The sequence below is a fragment of the Paraburkholderia sp. BL6669N2 genome, from assembly GCF_003387275.1.
Taxonomy (GTDB): Bacteria; Pseudomonadota; Gammaproteobacteria; order Burkholderiales; family Burkholderiaceae; genus Paraburkholderia.
Map to the genome: position 1 here is coordinate 275,618 of NZ_QUNA01000002.1, position 13,322 is coordinate 288,939.

The window sequence follows — 13,322 nt, forward strand, 5'->3', positions numbered from 1 at the left end:
AATCCATTTGGTCAAGCGTTTTCAAAAGAGGTTTACACGCCTCATTGAACAAGCATCGATGCATTACAGGCCCAGCGGTGCTTCGGCGGATTATTCGCGCCTGCCGGTAAGTGTGTTCGTCGTCAACAGATATATATGGAGAGCCTCATGCGGTACGCTGCACAAGCTGATCGCCCGTGCGATGCATGGCATCGACGGGAAGAAGAGGCAACACCGGTCGGTTGCGTTTGTACTTTGCGGCGCGAAGGAGCGCTCCTCCATACCGATCCTTCCTTTGTCGCAGCGCACGTTCTCGGACGTGCGTTTTTTTATTGGGCTTAAAGCATGATTGTCGACGAGGCAACGAGCGTACTCGCGCGTCAGCGGGCATTGCGCGGCTATAGGCTGCCCCGGCAGGATGTGCTTTCCGACGTTCTGGATCTGATACGGCTAAGGGGTGAATCGATCGAGGTGTACGAGATGGGCGAGGCTCAATCTAAAGCGTTCGACGCCGGACGCGCCCGCTTTCACTTTGTCGAACACGGCGCGTTAAGACTTGATACCGCGACTAATGACGCTGTATCCCTAGCCGCCGGTGATCTCGTCCTTCTACCGAGAGGATGCGCGCATGTCCTGACGACGGTCGACACACCGGAGTCTGGGTTCGGTTCACTCCCGGCGCCAGTTAATTTACACCGTTTCGCCAGCGGGGCCTTTCGGGTCTTGACCGGCTCATTTCAGTTCGAATCGGTTTCAGTCGCCCCCCTGGTTGCTGGTCTTCCGAATGTCATGCATCTTCGCGCCGAGGCATCAGGCGCGCCCGAATGGCAACACGCGATCCTACGGTTCGTGCGGCTGGAGGCGAGCGAGCCGGCGCCTGGCGCTGCCTTGATGATTTCACGCCTGATTGATCTGCTCGTGATACGGAGCTTGCGCGAGTGGGCAACCACTCGTCCGGCCCACAGTGGATGGCTCCGGGGTCTCGGCGATGTCCGACTTGGGCGTGCGCTGGCGGCAATGCACGGCGAACCTGCGCGGGAATGGAAGCTGGGCGAACTCGCGAAAATCGCGGCCATGTCACGGTCACACTTTGCAGAGCGGTTCACCAAGGTTGTCGGCGAGCCACCGCTCCGGTATCTCGCTCGGTGGCGACTGACTCTCGCTGCGGACCTGCTGCGCAACGGCCGTGTGCGGATCAGCGAGGCAGCGTCCGTCGCCGGCTACGGGTCGGACGCCTCGTTCTCACGTGCGTTCAAGGCATGTTTCGGATATTCGCCCCGCGCCGCGCGCCATGGCGGCGATTCGAAATAACGCATGCCTTGGAGCTGAGCGTCAGTCGAAAGCGGTCATGCCACGTTTCACGCCCGGGCGCGCCATGACACACGCGAACCACCGACGAAGTCGCGGATGCTCCGTCCAGTCGATCGACGACGATAACGCGGCTACGATAGTGGCGGCAGCAATGTCCGCCAGTGTGAACGACTCCCCCGCCATGAATCGTGCGTTTTCCAGAAACCCCTCGCTCGCAAGAAGCGCGTCGAGGCTGCGTTGTTCCATCAATCGACGCCCCTCGTCGCATCCTTCGCTTCGCAGAAAGAAGGAAGCGTGGTTAGGCGCAATCACGTCAGTCACGAAAAACAGGAAGCGTTCCAACGCAAGCGGGGAATACACATCCTCCTCGAGCGACAACAGCGTTCCACCTGCCCGCTTTGCAAGCTATAGAAGAATCGCGTTGGACTGCGCAATGACGAGTGATGTGCTCCCCGGCGAGCGAACCTGCAAGACCGATACTTTCCCAAGCGGATTCAGCGAGAGAAAAGCAGGGGTGCCTTGTTCGCCCGCCCGAAGATCGAGCGCAGCCGTACGATACGCAATGCCGAGTTCCTCCAATGCAATCGCCACACGCAGGCAGTTACCGGTCCTCGCGCCATACAGGATAACATCGTCGGGCATCGTCAGGGAGCCGGCGTTTCCGGCATGACTACGCGCTCGTACTGGCCTCCAGCCGCAGCTTGCCGGTACGCTGGCGCATCGATCATGGACTGCGGAAAGATCGGCGACAATGCGCTGGCGCGATCCAGCAGCTCGACGTGATGCGGAGCGAGCCTGAGCTTTGAGGCGCCAAGGTATGCTGTTAACTGTTCGCTCGTCCGAGGTCCGATAATCGGCAGCGAACCCTTCTGCAAGACCCACGCCACTGCTACCTCGGACGGCGAGACTCCAAGCTCGGTCGCAACCCCAAGGGTGGCATCGACGATGGCAGTACGCTGACTGGAATTTTCCTGCTGGAATACCGCACCGCCCAGCGCTTCGAGCCGGCCTTTCTCGCCCCGACGGTACTTGCCCGAAAGCAATCCACCACCGAGCGGCGACCATGCCACCATCCCCAGTCCGAGGGCCTTCCCCGCCGGCATCAGTTCGTGCTCGCTCGTCCGCTCGACCAGGCTGTGCTCAAACTGCAACCCGGCGACTCGCGCCCAGCCGCGCAATTCGGCGATCGTTGCGGCCCGCGCGACGCGCCACGCAGGGAAGTCCGACAGTCCGATATACAGCACCTTGCCGCTGCGCACGAGGTCGTCGGGGCCTCGCATGATCTCGTCCACCGGCGTGATGCCATCGGAAAAGTGCACCCAGTAGAGATCGATGCGATCCGTCTTGAGACGCCTGAGGCTCGCCTCAACAGACAGGCGCATCGCGAGCCGGCTGTTGCCCGTCGCCAGAGTGCCCGCGTTGGGCGCAGCTGCCTGAGTGTACTTGGTCGCGATCACGAAGTTATCCCGACGGTCTGTGAGCAGCTTACCGAGAAACTCCTCCGATTCACCAAACTGATACACGTCGGCGCAATCCAGAAAGTTACCGCCCGCGTCCGCGTAGCGGTCGACAATCTCACGCGCGGCGTCGAGATCTGCTCCGTACCCCCACCGGCCGCCGAAATTGGCTGTGCCGAGAACCAGCTCAGATACCCGCAGGCCAGTATGTTGACCAAAGAGACGATATCGCACGATTACACTCCTTGAGGTTTCGGGAGGTACGGAGCCGCCGCAGCTGCCGACGTGTCAGTAGGCGTCAGCGCACGGTTGGTGGTCGAGCCACCGATATAGCGTTCGTAAATTCTCCATCCCGTTGCCGTCTTGCGGAGACGATCACGCATCGGAGAATACAGCCAGATCGCGGGCAGTCCGCTATCGCTGTGCATCACCTGACCGGCACCCAGTTTGGTCGCATCCTCGGGCGCTGCATGGCGGACCAGCAGATTCTGGTAACGCACGACCACGCCGTCTTCGTCAGCGTCGACGATATGGTTTGTGGCGTGACGCCCCACGCCGGGTATCAGGTACGGATAGTCGTGCTCGAAGAAGCGTCGGATTTCTGCGTGTCCACTGATCGTTCCGTGAAAGTGGTACGCGACGGCGTCGGGCAGGAACGCCTCGATCATGGCTTCGACATCCCACGTCTCGAAGAACCAGTTGACGCGATTGACGAAATCGACGGCGCTGGCGCGGTCGTCGGCGCTGACTGCGCTCGTATGTGGAACGGAGGGAAAGGCTGTCATGCAAGATCCTTCAAAGAAAGTGCCTATCGGAACGAGGGCGTTCAATATGTGCAATTACACACGTACTCACAAAAAATTTTTAACCTTCAAAAACGACACCCAACAGACCTGCTCGGAGTGCAACCGCCTGTTTGCGACCGACGCCGGCTTCGAACTCCGCCTGCGCTGCTCGCCAGCACGGCTCGGCTTCCAACAGCTTTGCTTTGCCCGCGGCGGACAGCGTGAACGCCAGCGCCGCTTTCGGTCCCTCGGCGGCGCTCGTCAACCACTTTGCCTCCCTGAGAGGCCTGAGTGCACGTACTAACGTTGTCCGCTCCATGACCATCAGATCGGCGAGATCGGCAACCGCGATGCCAGGATGTTCTTCAACAAGCGCAAGTATCGAAAACTGCGAGATGGAGATACCGACGCCCGAAAGATGGCTATCGAAGATACGCGACACATACCGCGCAGCGCGACGCGCAGCCAGACAGTGACACAGATCGGGACCAGTGAGCGGATTCATGTATCGTATTTTCATGTGCAGTTGCACATTTGTCAACGATGTAGTCGCTCCACGCCGTCGGAGGACTCCTTTGTGAAGGATCTCCAAAAATCAGCCGACTTTTCCGTCGCCACACTGCGCCGGCCGGCGCTGCAACATGCTTCGTCCATACAGCATATCGTCCGTGCAGATCCCCCAAGCTTTCGGACGCAATGTCATTGAAACCGGACGATGCGCAATAGGCGGCGTCCCCGAGACAGGTTACGGTTTGCGTTGGCGTCGCGCTCGCCCTCGATACATCCCGTCGATAGGCGGGTGCGATATTCCAACCTCCTTCGCGTTTCTCACGTTCCTATCATGAAGTCCTACATTCTGCGGCTCTTTGCCGCTTTTGTCGCATCGCTCTGTCTCGTCACTCTTGCATCCGTCGCAGCATGCGGGAGCTCTTCAGCGAGCACCACGGGCACAGTCGTGCTAGTACACGGGGCCTGGGCGGACGGCTCTAGCTGGTCGTCGGTCACCCGCGTACTGCAGGCACGTGGTCTGAAAGTAGTCGCCGTGCAGCTTCCCCGCACGTCGTTAGCAGACGACGCCGCAACCGTCACCCGCACCATCGATGCCCAACAGGGGCCCGTCCTTCTGGTCGGACACTCTTACGGCGGAGCCGTCATTACGCAAGCCGGTATCAATAACAAGGTTGCGGGTCTCGTTTATGTATCTGCGTTCGCTCCCGGAGACAACCAGTCGATCTCCGACCTGACGAGCCCGTTCCCGAGACCGGCCTGGCAGGCAGGTCTGAAAGCAGACGAAGCTGGATTCCTCACACTGAACACCGACACTTACCTGAGCAGTTTTGCGCCGGATCTTCCGAAAGACACGTCGAGTGTGCTCGCCACCGCCCAGGCGCCGCTCAATGCGCGCTGTCTTACCGATAAGGTGTCTCAGGCCGCCTGGAAGTCCAAACCATCGTGGTGGGTTTACGGCGACCAGGACCAGATCATTCCAGCGGCGCTCCAGCAGGCCGAGGCAAAAGCGGTCGGCGCCAAGATTACCTCGATTGCTGGCGCGAGCCATGTAGCCCTGATGTCTCAACCTGACGCAGTGGCCGCGGTGATTCTCGACGCGGCACGAGCCACGGGCGTGCTCTGACTGGTCGCAAGAAGACGGGTGCAGCGAACTGAGGTTCACCGCACCCGTCTTCTTGCGCCAGAGCCTCGTCCAGTGCGATCAGAGATATCAATTCCCGGACAACCTGAAAAAATGATCATACGCAAAATTACCGCGGTAGGTACGCTGCTTCTGTCCTCATTGTTACTTGCCGCCTGCATAACAACTACATCCAGCCGCCCTGCTACGCCACAAACCTCATCGATCAGCGCTTCGCGTGAAGGCATTAGCATGAGCAGGACCGACGTAGATACCCAGCAGGACCAACATGCCGACGACACAGAAAAGCATAACCTGGAGATTCTTCGCTTTGTGCGGGGATTTTAGGAAGCCAAGAATGCATAAGCGTATGCGGGGAACGCCGTAAAGACAATCGGGTAACCTTTGGCCGCCAGAGCCTCAGTTCCCCTAGTTCGTCATCGAGTATCGGATTAGCGATGTCCTCTTCGAGAGGTGTCCCTCTCGTTCCTTCCAAACCTTGAAGTTAAAGGTATGGCCGAGAAAAACACCGGACGGGAGACCAAATGGCTAAAGTTTTTTGGCGTTTGAACGTAATCCAAATGGTAGGTGTCGTCCGCGCTCAGGAGGCGGCTGTTCCGGCTCTACGACGTGCCCTTGAAGCAATGGCGCAATGCGCGCGGCCAATAAACGTCCCGGTCATTTCGGATAAACGCTAGAAGGAGTTTAGGTATGTCAATCGGTTCCGTCGGAAGCTCACTCACAATCCTCTTGCAAACGAACCCGGAGGCTAAGCGAAGCCCACGCGCTCCACTCGGGTCGCCCAGCGCCGATGAACTTGCCAACAAGAGCACACATCAATCCGTTGTCGTCACTCTTAGCGATGGGGCGAAAAAATCGGATTCTTTGACTGCGACACCTCTCGCCGTCGCCTGGGCCCCTCAGATGTTCGTGCAAGGCGACTCAAGCGGTGATAGACAACTTTCGAAAGACGAGTTTGAAACGCAGATGAAACGCGCTGGTCTTGCGACAGGCGCTGCCGACAAGCTCTTCAAAACGTTTGACTCATCAGACGATGGTCAGCTCACCGTTTCGGAATACGTTGATGGCGTCAACGACAGCATCCGCGCGGGGAACGAGTCGTTCGATAGACTGATGCATTCCTACATCCAGGACGCAAATGGAGGCGTGCAGAAATCAGCGATTGATCAGTTTCTGAAGGAGGGTGAGGAAGTAGCTTCCGCATACTGGAAGAACGCTCGCTAAACCGAATGGCCAATGGGCGCTCTTCAAGGCGCTATCACGTTGGCGAGGTGGCGACGCGACCAGCCAGAGGGCATGCCGACCTTGAGAAGAAGACGGAACTTGTGTGGCCTCAGTGAATCGGCGCCACTCTGTTCTTCGATCCCGCTCAGGTCGAGCTGGAACCATTAGTGCCACCGGACTGCCTGGCTGACGACCACTGCCGGGAACTGGCGACAGCGATAGCCCGGGAGCAGGTTCGCTGAACCCGGTCCATTCCAAGTAAGAGCAAACAACGGGGCCCGTCGGGGCTTTGCGGTCGTGGCACTTCCGCAGCCTGCGTTATATCGTAGACACCGGAAGGCGTCGGTGGTCACGGCGCCGCCGCGGCACTTTCCGAACAGCACACGAGCACAAAGCAAGATTGTCGCGTCGCCTAGCGCCACGAAGAAAACCAAATTTCTCTTCACGAACGTCTCACCGCGACCAGCTCACTTCCACAGCGTGCGGCCAAAAAAAGTCAGTGTGCGGTCCCACGCCAGCTGCGCCCAGACCGGATCGTATTGCGTACCCGGTATGCGCCCATCGCCTACTGCTGTTTCATTGGCAAAGGCATGATGTGCCAGATAGCGATGGAATTCCGCAGAGCCCCCACTGCCGGCAAACTTCGTATCAAGCACGTCCACGCTTGCAGCAGGAAAGAACGCATCCTGAGTGGCCCAGTGCGCCTAAACCGGCGCTTTGATGGCTGACGCATCGAAATGGTCCAGAGGCGGGAATCCATACCATACGACGCCAGCCGCAAATTCAGGGACAGCACTGAGGGCGACGAGCGCCAAGGCGCCGCCCATGCAGAACCCGGTTACCCCGATAATTTCCGTGTACATATTCAGGTATTGAACCGCGCCACGAACGTCCTGAGAGATCGCGTCAGCAAAGTCCAGACTATCCATGTAGTGGTGGGCCTCTTCTTCCTCGACCGTAGACTTTCCTCGATACAGGTCGGGGATCAGCGCGATGTAGCCTGCCTGAGACAAACGGTCCGCCACGCCCCGGATCTGCGCGTTTAGCCCCCACCATTCCTGGATCACAAGGATTGCCCGCGCGCCTTCCAGCTTCGCCGGTTTAGCAGGATAGCCCTCAACGGCTTGACCGTCCGGACGGTGAAAGCTGACCATAGTGCCCGCGTTGCGCATCTAGTTTCCTCCTACACTTATCGACAGTTGAAGTTAAGCCCGACTGCACCAACCCGTTGCGTAGGCGACCGGCTCTCGGCGTCGCGTCAGAGACGGCATGCACGCACCGCCTGCGACCAGGAAGCCCGCGCGCTGAGAGATGTCAAACTCGTCTCTCAGCGCTGCGAGACCTGTCAGTTGCAAACAGCTATGAGCCGGTGAACAGCAGCTCCCATCGGCTGTTTCACGAAGGTTTCAGTCTTCGCGATTGAGAAAGGCCGTCACGTCGGCCACAAAGCGCTTGGGATATTGATACTGCGCCCCGTGGCTCGAGTCAGGGTACAGAATCAACTGAGCGTTCGGCAGGTTCTCCTCCAAAGTAAACGAATTCACCGGATAATGGACGATGTCGTGATTGCCGCCAACGATGAGCACAGGCTGCTTGATGTTTTTCAGGTACGCATTCGCATTAGCATGAGGAGCGCCCCATGCCGCGAACGCCGCTACCTGGGCCGGTGCGACCTTATCATTGACGTTTGGGTCACGGTCTCTCGATCGAGCATGAAGGCGATCGAGGAATTCATGTCCAGCAGCGCGACTCGCGGCCGATTGCGTGAAGAACACGTCGAGCAGGAGCTGATCGCTGTTACCGCTGTCCTTCTTGATCATTTCCTGGAACTCTGGGGTCAGCGTGGCCATTCCAGCGCCGCCACGGGGTCCACTTCCAACCAATACGAGATGTCGGACCAGCTCTGGGCGCTCAGCGGTAACTTCCTGCGCAACAAGACTTCCCAGAGAGAATCCAAGAAGGTCAGCCTTTTTGATGTCGAGTGCGTTGAGCAAGTCGATCGCATGCCCTGCCATCCCTTCCACGGTGTTGGGGACGTCCCCCTCCGAACTGGCGACGCCAGCGTTGTCGAAGAGGATCACCTCCCGGTTCCTGGCGAAACCGTCAATGACCGCCGGGTCCCAATTGTCCATGTTGCCAACAAAATGCTGGAAGAAGACCAGCGGCACGCCGCCGGATTTTCCGAAACGGCGATAGGCGAGCCTCGTACCATTGGCATCAATAAACCTCGTCGGCACCGTCTGATGTGTGTAGACGGCGCGCAGGTTTTGTCCGGCCTCTGCGGCATGCGATGGCGTAGTTGTGAAAGCGGCAGCAGTAGCAAGCGCAAGCATTCCAGCTCTGACCATCGAGATTGGCATTGTTTTTAACACTTTAGTATTCCTGAATTCGACAAATATATAAATGTTCCTCTCCGTCTCCCAAAGCTGGAATTGCTTCGGGATCGAACGCTTCTATGCCGGACTCTTGACGGAAGAACGCTCGTCAACGGTCCGCCGCCAATTGAGTAGCGCGGTGCAATCCTCCGGGACCGGAATGTTTGCAAAACCAGCGAAAAGAAGTCCCGCCCAAACTGTGATATCCGCCATTGAAAAGAATTCGCCCGCAACGTACGGTTGCGTCGCGAGTACTTTGTCAAAGTAGCGCATACCGGCGACGGCCTTGACGCGTGACCGTTCGCCCCATTCTCTTCGGCCCTCCCAATCGGGGCTCTTGTACGCCTGAAGCGCCGGTCCAAGACCGGGTGTCGCATGGTGAAAGTAGATCCCTACCGCGTCAATGAGCTCTGACTCAGCCCGCTTTTGCATCATGTGAACCAATGCCTTCTCTTTTGGCGATTTGCCCGTCAGCACGGGATTGCCGTCGAGATTGTCGAGATATTCGGTGATGGCGGTGCACTCCGAGATGTACGTTCCATCATCCAGCTGCAGGACAGGCACAGTCCCGGTAGGGTTGATGCTGAGGAAGGCGTCTTGCTTGTGTTCTGCCGCGGGAAGGTCGACTTTGATGAACTCGACCTGCGGCGCAAGACTCTTCTCCGCTAATACGATTCGGATGCGAAGCGGGTTAGGGAACCCGGGAATGTCGAAAATTTTCATGGCTAGCCTAAAAAAAGTGGCGGGGTCGTTACCTATCGATAGGTAAGTTGGCGAACTTTATCGGCAAGCGCTGCACGTGTCAACACTTACTTATCGATAGGTAGCGTGGTATAGTCTTATCCATGACAACGGACACCAAACAGCGCATCCTCTCCACGGCTCGACGTATGGTTCAGGCGCGTGGCTACAACGCGCTCAGTTTCCGGGAGATCGCCAAAGAGGTGGGCATCAAAAGCGCTGGCGTGCATCACCACTTTCCTACCAAGGGCGATCTCGGCGCGGCCTTAGCCCGCCAGTACACGGAAGAAGCGGTCGCATTACTGGATGACTTACTCGAGACGTTTGAGAACGAGCAGCAGACGTTGGAGCGCTACGCAAGCGTCTTCCGTTCAGCTCTCGTGCAAGACAATCGAATGTGTCTTTGCGGCATCATGGCGGCCGAGCACCACGATCTTCCCGACGAAGTTCGGCTAGAAGTCGATCGCTTCACAGAGGTGAACGTGGGCTGGCTTTGTAAGGTTCTGTCCTTTAGGGACGACGCGAGGGATGCCCAGTCGATCAAGCGCCAGGCACTTGCAATTTTCGCGTCTATTGAAGGCGCTCAGCTGGTCGCTCGTGGACGCGGCGATGTATCGGTCTTCGACGATACGGTCCGCGCATATCGAAGCGCGGGACTTTTCGCATGAACTGTGCAGACAGGCCGATTACATGACGCCGTATCCGGGTTCACGACGACGTTCGCGGATGGCTGAGCGTTAAAAGTCCTGAGTAGCGACCTGGATGCCTTCGGAATTATTCGAGAGGCACAACCAAGTCGATGGCGATTTCTCTCAGGCCTCGCCTGGAAGCGGCGGTCAGCCGCTTCCCTGCAGTCTCACACAATCCTGCCTGATCGCGCTACTGTCGGACACGGGCGCTGTTATGTCGCACTTCCGTGGCGCCCGTGCCGTTCTGTACCGTTGCAGGATCGGCCAGCTGTCGCTGGTTAGGGAGCCAGACATTCACTACTTCGTCGATCAACTTCTCGGCGTCGTCCCCCAACCGACGCGACTATTAACGAATTCTGTGAGCGGTGGTTTGCTAGACCCTACCGGGCTGGATACCAGTGCGGTGACCTAAGGCACGTCCTTGCTTCCTCCCCCGGACGGTCAGTTGAAACTCCCCCACTTATGGTCGCGCAAATTCCCCCACCCTGTGAAGCAGGACTAAGGGTTATTTAGCTGGTTTTCGATTTCCGTGCAAGCGTTTCAGCGGCTTCCTTGAGGCGGTAGCTGCGGCCATCGAATTCAAGCAGGTGGCAGTGATGCATGAGCCGGTCGAGGATCGTGGTGCTCATCGTGTTGTCGCCCAGGTATGCGCCCCAATCCTGCACAACGCGGTTGGACGTGACGACAACGCTTCGATGCAGTTTGTAGCGTTGATGGATCAGCGTTTGCAGCAGTGCGCCAGCGGCGTCGGGGATCGTACGCGACAGGAACAGGTCATCCAGCACGAGCAGATCGCTCTCGAGGATGGCTCGCAGCCGGGCTTCGCGCTGGGCAGTCGGGCTCAGCGCGTAACGGTTAAAGAAGTCGTCGGTCTCAAGATACTGCACCTTGTGGCCTTGCAGGACGGCCTGGTAGGCGACGGCCTTCGCAACATGCGATTTGCCGGTGCCTGGTTTACCGATGATCAGCGCGTTGTCGCCGGCGGCGATGAACTTCAGCGTGTGCAGCTGGAAGCAGGCCTGGCGAGGCACTTTGGGATTGAAGGCCCAGTCGAATTCGGCGAGCGTGAGTTTCTCTTCGAGGCCGGAGAGCTTGTAGCGGCGTTCGATGAGCCGGGACTGGCGGCGATCCAGTTCGTCCTGCAGGATCAGTGCGAAGGTTTCAAGGAACGGCTGCTGGGAGCCCTGGGCCTGCAACACGCGCGTTTCGAGTGTGTCGCGCACGCCAGACAGGCGGAGCTGTCCGAGAGCCCGTTCGATTTCCGGTAACGTCATGGTCATGCCTGTGTTTCTCCAGTTGGAGGTTGAGGTTCGGCGCCGTGCTGCGCACCGAGGGTAAAGAGTTCGCCGTACTCGGCGGCAGGACGGATCAGCGGGTGATCCTGCGTAAGAGGTAGCTCTAGCTGCGGTGCCTGATCGAGACGCTCGAGTGCCTGTTCGAACAGCCGTTCGACGATCGCGCGCACCTGTTTGTAGCGGTAGACGTGATGACGCAACGCGTGATCGCAGGCCTGCTCGACGAGCCGGGCGGGATACTTCTTCGCCAGACCCACGATGCCCCACATGGCGCGATGGCCGACGCGACCTTCGCTATCGAACATGTGCTGGCACAGCGCCTTTGTTTGTGGCCCGATGTCGCCGGCGCTCGCGAGCAGGAAGGCGCTCTGGCGGGACGGATTGAACGGGCGTTCGTCTTCGGGCAATTCAAGCGAACCGGCCTGCAGGGCGCGAGGATGGGTGCGCAACAACGCCTGCGTACGGCGATCGCGAATCTCGATGGTGGAATCGTATATGCGCACTGAAACGAGACTGCCGATCGGTGCAGGTCGTGCCGCATAGTTGCTGCGATCGATGTTGACAGTGGTGTCGTCCCAGACGGTACGCACGACCTCCGTGAAGTAGCGAAAGCCGGTGGTCGGCAACGGCCGCAGATGCGGCCTCTCCTCCTGGAACATGGCCTCGACCTGTCGCCGGGTGCTGCCATGGATGCGTTTGGCCGCCCAGTTTGCCTCCCAGTGCATCAGGAATTCGTTCTGGGCTTCGAGCGACTCGAAACGGCGGCCGGCAAGCGCGGTGCCCTGCGTATGTTGAATCGCGTTCTCGACGGTCCCCTTCCCATAGACCGTCAACTGCACGCGATCCGATCAACGACACACAGATTGTCCGCGTCACCCACCCTTTCCATCCCCTGCACGGACAGAAGTTCGTGCTGCTGGAGCGTCGCAGCACCTGGGGTGAAGAGCGCGTGTACTTCCACGATGAAACAGGCAGGCTGAGACGCCTCCCGGCTTCGTGGACGAGCGCCGCGGCGCCCAATGCATTCGAAGTCCTCTCCGCGGGACGATCCGCATTCCGGGTTGAAGACCTACTGCATCTGGTTGGGCTCATCGGTCGACATTGGGAAGCCAATGAGACTACCGGCAGCAAATCTGGCAAACCCAAGGCGTCAAGAAAATAACGCCGTACGTGTAAACTTAAATAAGCCCATATCGTTCGGGGAAAGACAAAGATTGACGCCCGCATTGATACTTTGCAACTTGCAGAAGGCCGCAGGTAAGACGCTATTACGGTTGAATGTCCAACAGTAAGAGATCAAATAAAAACTTGACATCTCTATGTGTGGGGCATAATTTAAATTACATGAAGCGAGCTAAAAAACCCGACGTGAAACTGGCTGCTCTCCTGGAGAGCGGCACTCTGAACCCGCATGCGCAGGATGTCCGCGATCCGGCGTTCATTGCCAGCGACTTCTTCGATTCCCGGGATCTGGTGCAGGTACGTTATGAGATGCTTCGCCGCGTACGTACGGAAGGTCAAACCATAGCCGAGGTAGCAGCACGATTTGGCGTATCGCGCCCGACTTTCTACAAGGCGCAGGCCGACTTTGATCGTGAGGGGTTGGCGGGGCTTCTGCCGGACAAGCGTGGGCCTCGCGGTGCCCATAAGCTCACTGCGGAGGTGCTGCACTTTGTCGAAGAGGCGCGCGCCGCAGAGGGCAGCCTGAGCACGAAGGAGTTGCTCCAACGCATAGCAGCGAAGTTCGGTTTGAATGTGCACCGGCGCACCGTGGAGCGCGCGCTGCGCCGAGAGCCGAAAAAAAAACACCAGTGA

The 13,322-nt window shown here is 58.6% G+C and carries 15 protein-coding genes and 2 pseudogenes; 7 read left to right on the plus strand and 10 right to left on the minus strand.

The genetic code is table 11. The annotated features are described in order from the left end of the window. Positions 1-7 precede the first annotated feature (7 nt). The gene (locus B0G80_RS23760; RefSeq protein ID WP_147309897.1) at positions 8-328 is read left to right on the plus strand and encodes a hypothetical protein; all 321 of its coding nucleotides are present in this window, start codon (positions 8-10) and stop codon (positions 326-328) included. After that, positions 325-1,290, plus strand: coding sequence for an AraC family transcriptional regulator (locus B0G80_RS23765; protein WP_116120181.1), 966 nt, complete (start codon positions 325-327; stop codon positions 1,288-1,290). Before B0G80_RS23760 ends, B0G80_RS23765 begins: the two co-directional genes overlap by 4 nt. Before the next feature lie 21 nt (positions 1,291-1,311). Here the strand turns inward: B0G80_RS23765 and B0G80_RS23770 are convergent, their stop codons facing one another. The 5 genes from B0G80_RS23770 to B0G80_RS23790 all read right to left on the minus strand — a co-directional run bounded on the left by B0G80_RS23770 (position 1,312) and on the right by B0G80_RS23790 (position 3,974). Continuing rightward, positions 1,312-1,632 carry a glutathione S-transferase family protein gene (locus B0G80_RS23770; protein ID WP_220377485.1) on the minus strand — a complete coding sequence of 107 codons (321 nt, stop codon included), beginning with the start codon at positions 1,630-1,632 and terminating at the stop codon, positions 1,312-1,314. Between the two features lie 63 nt (positions 1,633-1,695). After that, complete coding sequence (locus B0G80_RS23775; RefSeq protein ID WP_116120186.1) at positions 1,696-1,932, minus strand: glutathione S-transferase N-terminal domain-containing protein; 237 nt, start codon at positions 1,930-1,932, stop codon at positions 1,696-1,698. 2 nt (positions 1,933-1,934) lie between these two features. Then, positions 1,935-2,981, minus strand: coding sequence for an aldo/keto reductase (locus B0G80_RS23780; RefSeq protein ID WP_116120188.1), 1,047 nt, complete (start codon positions 2,979-2,981; stop codon positions 1,935-1,937). A gap of 2 nt (positions 2,982-2,983) precedes the next feature. Beyond that, positions 2,984-3,532 (minus strand): nuclear transport factor 2 family protein, encoded by a 549-nt coding sequence (locus B0G80_RS23785; protein ID WP_116120189.1) that lies wholly within the window; start codon positions 3,530-3,532, stop codon positions 2,984-2,986. Between the two features lie 79 nt (positions 3,533-3,611). Next, positions 3,612-3,974 carry a MarR family winged helix-turn-helix transcriptional regulator gene (locus B0G80_RS23790; protein WP_258879001.1) on the minus strand — a complete coding sequence of 121 codons (363 nt, stop codon included), beginning with the start codon at positions 3,972-3,974 and terminating at the stop codon, positions 3,612-3,614. 399 nt (positions 3,975-4,373) lie between these two features. Here B0G80_RS23790 and B0G80_RS23795 point away from each other — a divergent pair, with 399 nt between their 5' ends. Next, complete coding sequence (locus B0G80_RS23795; RefSeq protein ID WP_116120193.1) at positions 4,374-5,165, plus strand: alpha/beta fold hydrolase; 792 nt, start codon at positions 4,374-4,376, stop codon at positions 5,163-5,165. A gap of 708 nt (positions 5,166-5,873) precedes the next feature. Then, positions 5,874-6,407, plus strand: coding sequence for an EF-hand domain-containing protein (locus B0G80_RS23800; RefSeq protein WP_116120195.1), 534 nt, complete (start codon positions 5,874-5,876; stop codon positions 6,405-6,407). A 467-nt stretch (positions 6,408-6,874) separates the two neighbouring features. Here B0G80_RS23800 and B0G80_RS23805 read toward each other — a convergent pair. The 3 genes and pseudogenes from B0G80_RS23805 to B0G80_RS23815 form a co-directional block, all read right to left on the minus strand. Next, positions 6,875-7,561: pseudogene (locus tag B0G80_RS23805) on the minus strand (dienelactone hydrolase family protein). 252 nt (positions 7,562-7,813) lie between these two features. Beyond that, a complete protein-coding gene (locus B0G80_RS23810; RefSeq protein ID WP_258879002.1) occupies positions 7,814-8,779 on the minus strand; it encodes an alpha/beta fold hydrolase in 966 nt (321 codons plus the stop codon). An 81-nt stretch (positions 8,780-8,860) separates the two neighbouring features. After that, on the minus strand, positions 8,861-9,505 hold the full coding sequence (locus tag B0G80_RS23815; protein WP_116120197.1) for a glutathione S-transferase: 645 nt from the start codon (positions 9,503-9,505) through the stop codon (positions 8,861-8,863). Positions 9,506-9,627: 122 nt separating this feature from the next. On the opposite strand from B0G80_RS23815, the gene B0G80_RS23820 reads away from it, so the two are divergent. Then, positions 9,628-10,191, plus strand: a complete 564-nt coding sequence (locus B0G80_RS23820; RefSeq protein ID WP_181920044.1) for a TetR/AcrR family transcriptional regulator — start codon at positions 9,628-9,630, stop codon at positions 10,189-10,191. Between the two features lie 530 nt (positions 10,192-10,721). Here the strand turns inward: B0G80_RS23820 and istB are convergent. Beyond that, a complete protein-coding gene (gene istB / locus B0G80_RS23830; protein WP_006397378.1) occupies positions 10,722-11,492 on the minus strand; it encodes an IS21-like element helper ATPase IstB in 771 nt (256 codons plus the stop codon). Then, a pseudogene (locus B0G80_RS23835) lies at positions 11,489-12,325 on the minus strand (Mu transposase domain-containing protein); the annotation flags it as partial. The gene istB and the pseudogene B0G80_RS23835, both read right to left, overlap by 4 nt. Here B0G80_RS23835 and B0G80_RS48155 point away from each other — a divergent pair. Both B0G80_RS48155 and B0G80_RS23845 read left to right on the plus strand, forming a co-directional pair. After that, the gene (locus B0G80_RS48155; RefSeq protein ID WP_408968159.1) at positions 12,217-12,669 is read left to right on the plus strand and encodes a DUF5372 family protein; all 453 of its coding nucleotides are present in this window, start codon (positions 12,217-12,219) and stop codon (positions 12,667-12,669) included. The pseudogene B0G80_RS23835 and the gene B0G80_RS48155 overlap by 109 nt on opposite strands. Positions 12,670-12,785: 116 nt before the next feature. After that, positions 12,786-13,322 (plus strand): helix-turn-helix domain-containing protein, encoded by a 537-nt coding sequence (locus tag B0G80_RS23845; protein WP_258879003.1) that lies wholly within the window; start codon positions 12,786-12,788, stop codon positions 13,320-13,322.

Excerpts from the sequence above, each read along its gene's own strand:
- B0G80_RS23845 (WP_258879003.1), top strand. The coding sequence starts at position 12,786 with ATGTCCAACAGTAAGAGATCAAATAAAAACTTGACATCTCTATGTGTG.
- B0G80_RS23815 (WP_116120197.1), bottom strand. The coding sequence starts at position 9,505 with ATGAAAATTTTCGACATTCCCGGGTTCCCTAACCCGCTTCGCATCCGA.
- B0G80_RS23800 (WP_116120195.1), top strand. The coding sequence starts at position 5,874 with ATGTCAATCGGTTCCGTCGGAAGCTCACTCACAATCCTCTTGCAAACG.
- B0G80_RS23775 (WP_116120186.1), bottom strand. The coding sequence starts at position 1,932 with ATGCCCGACGATGTTATCCTGTATGGCGCGAGGACCGGTAACTGCCTG.
- istB (WP_006397378.1), bottom strand. The coding sequence starts at position 11,492 with ATGACCATGACGTTACCGGAAATCGAACGGGCTCTCGGACAGCTCCGC.
- B0G80_RS23785 (WP_116120189.1), bottom strand. The coding sequence starts at position 3,532 with ATGACAGCCTTTCCCTCCGTTCCACATACGAGCGCAGTCAGCGCCGAC.
- B0G80_RS23820 (WP_181920044.1), top strand. The coding sequence starts at position 9,628 with ATGACAACGGACACCAAACAGCGCATCCTCTCCACGGCTCGACGTATG.
- B0G80_RS23795 (WP_116120193.1), top strand. The coding sequence starts at position 4,374 with ATGAAGTCCTACATTCTGCGGCTCTTTGCCGCTTTTGTCGCATCGCTC.
- B0G80_RS23765 (WP_116120181.1), top strand. The coding sequence starts at position 325 with ATGATTGTCGACGAGGCAACGAGCGTACTCGCGCGTCAGCGGGCATTG.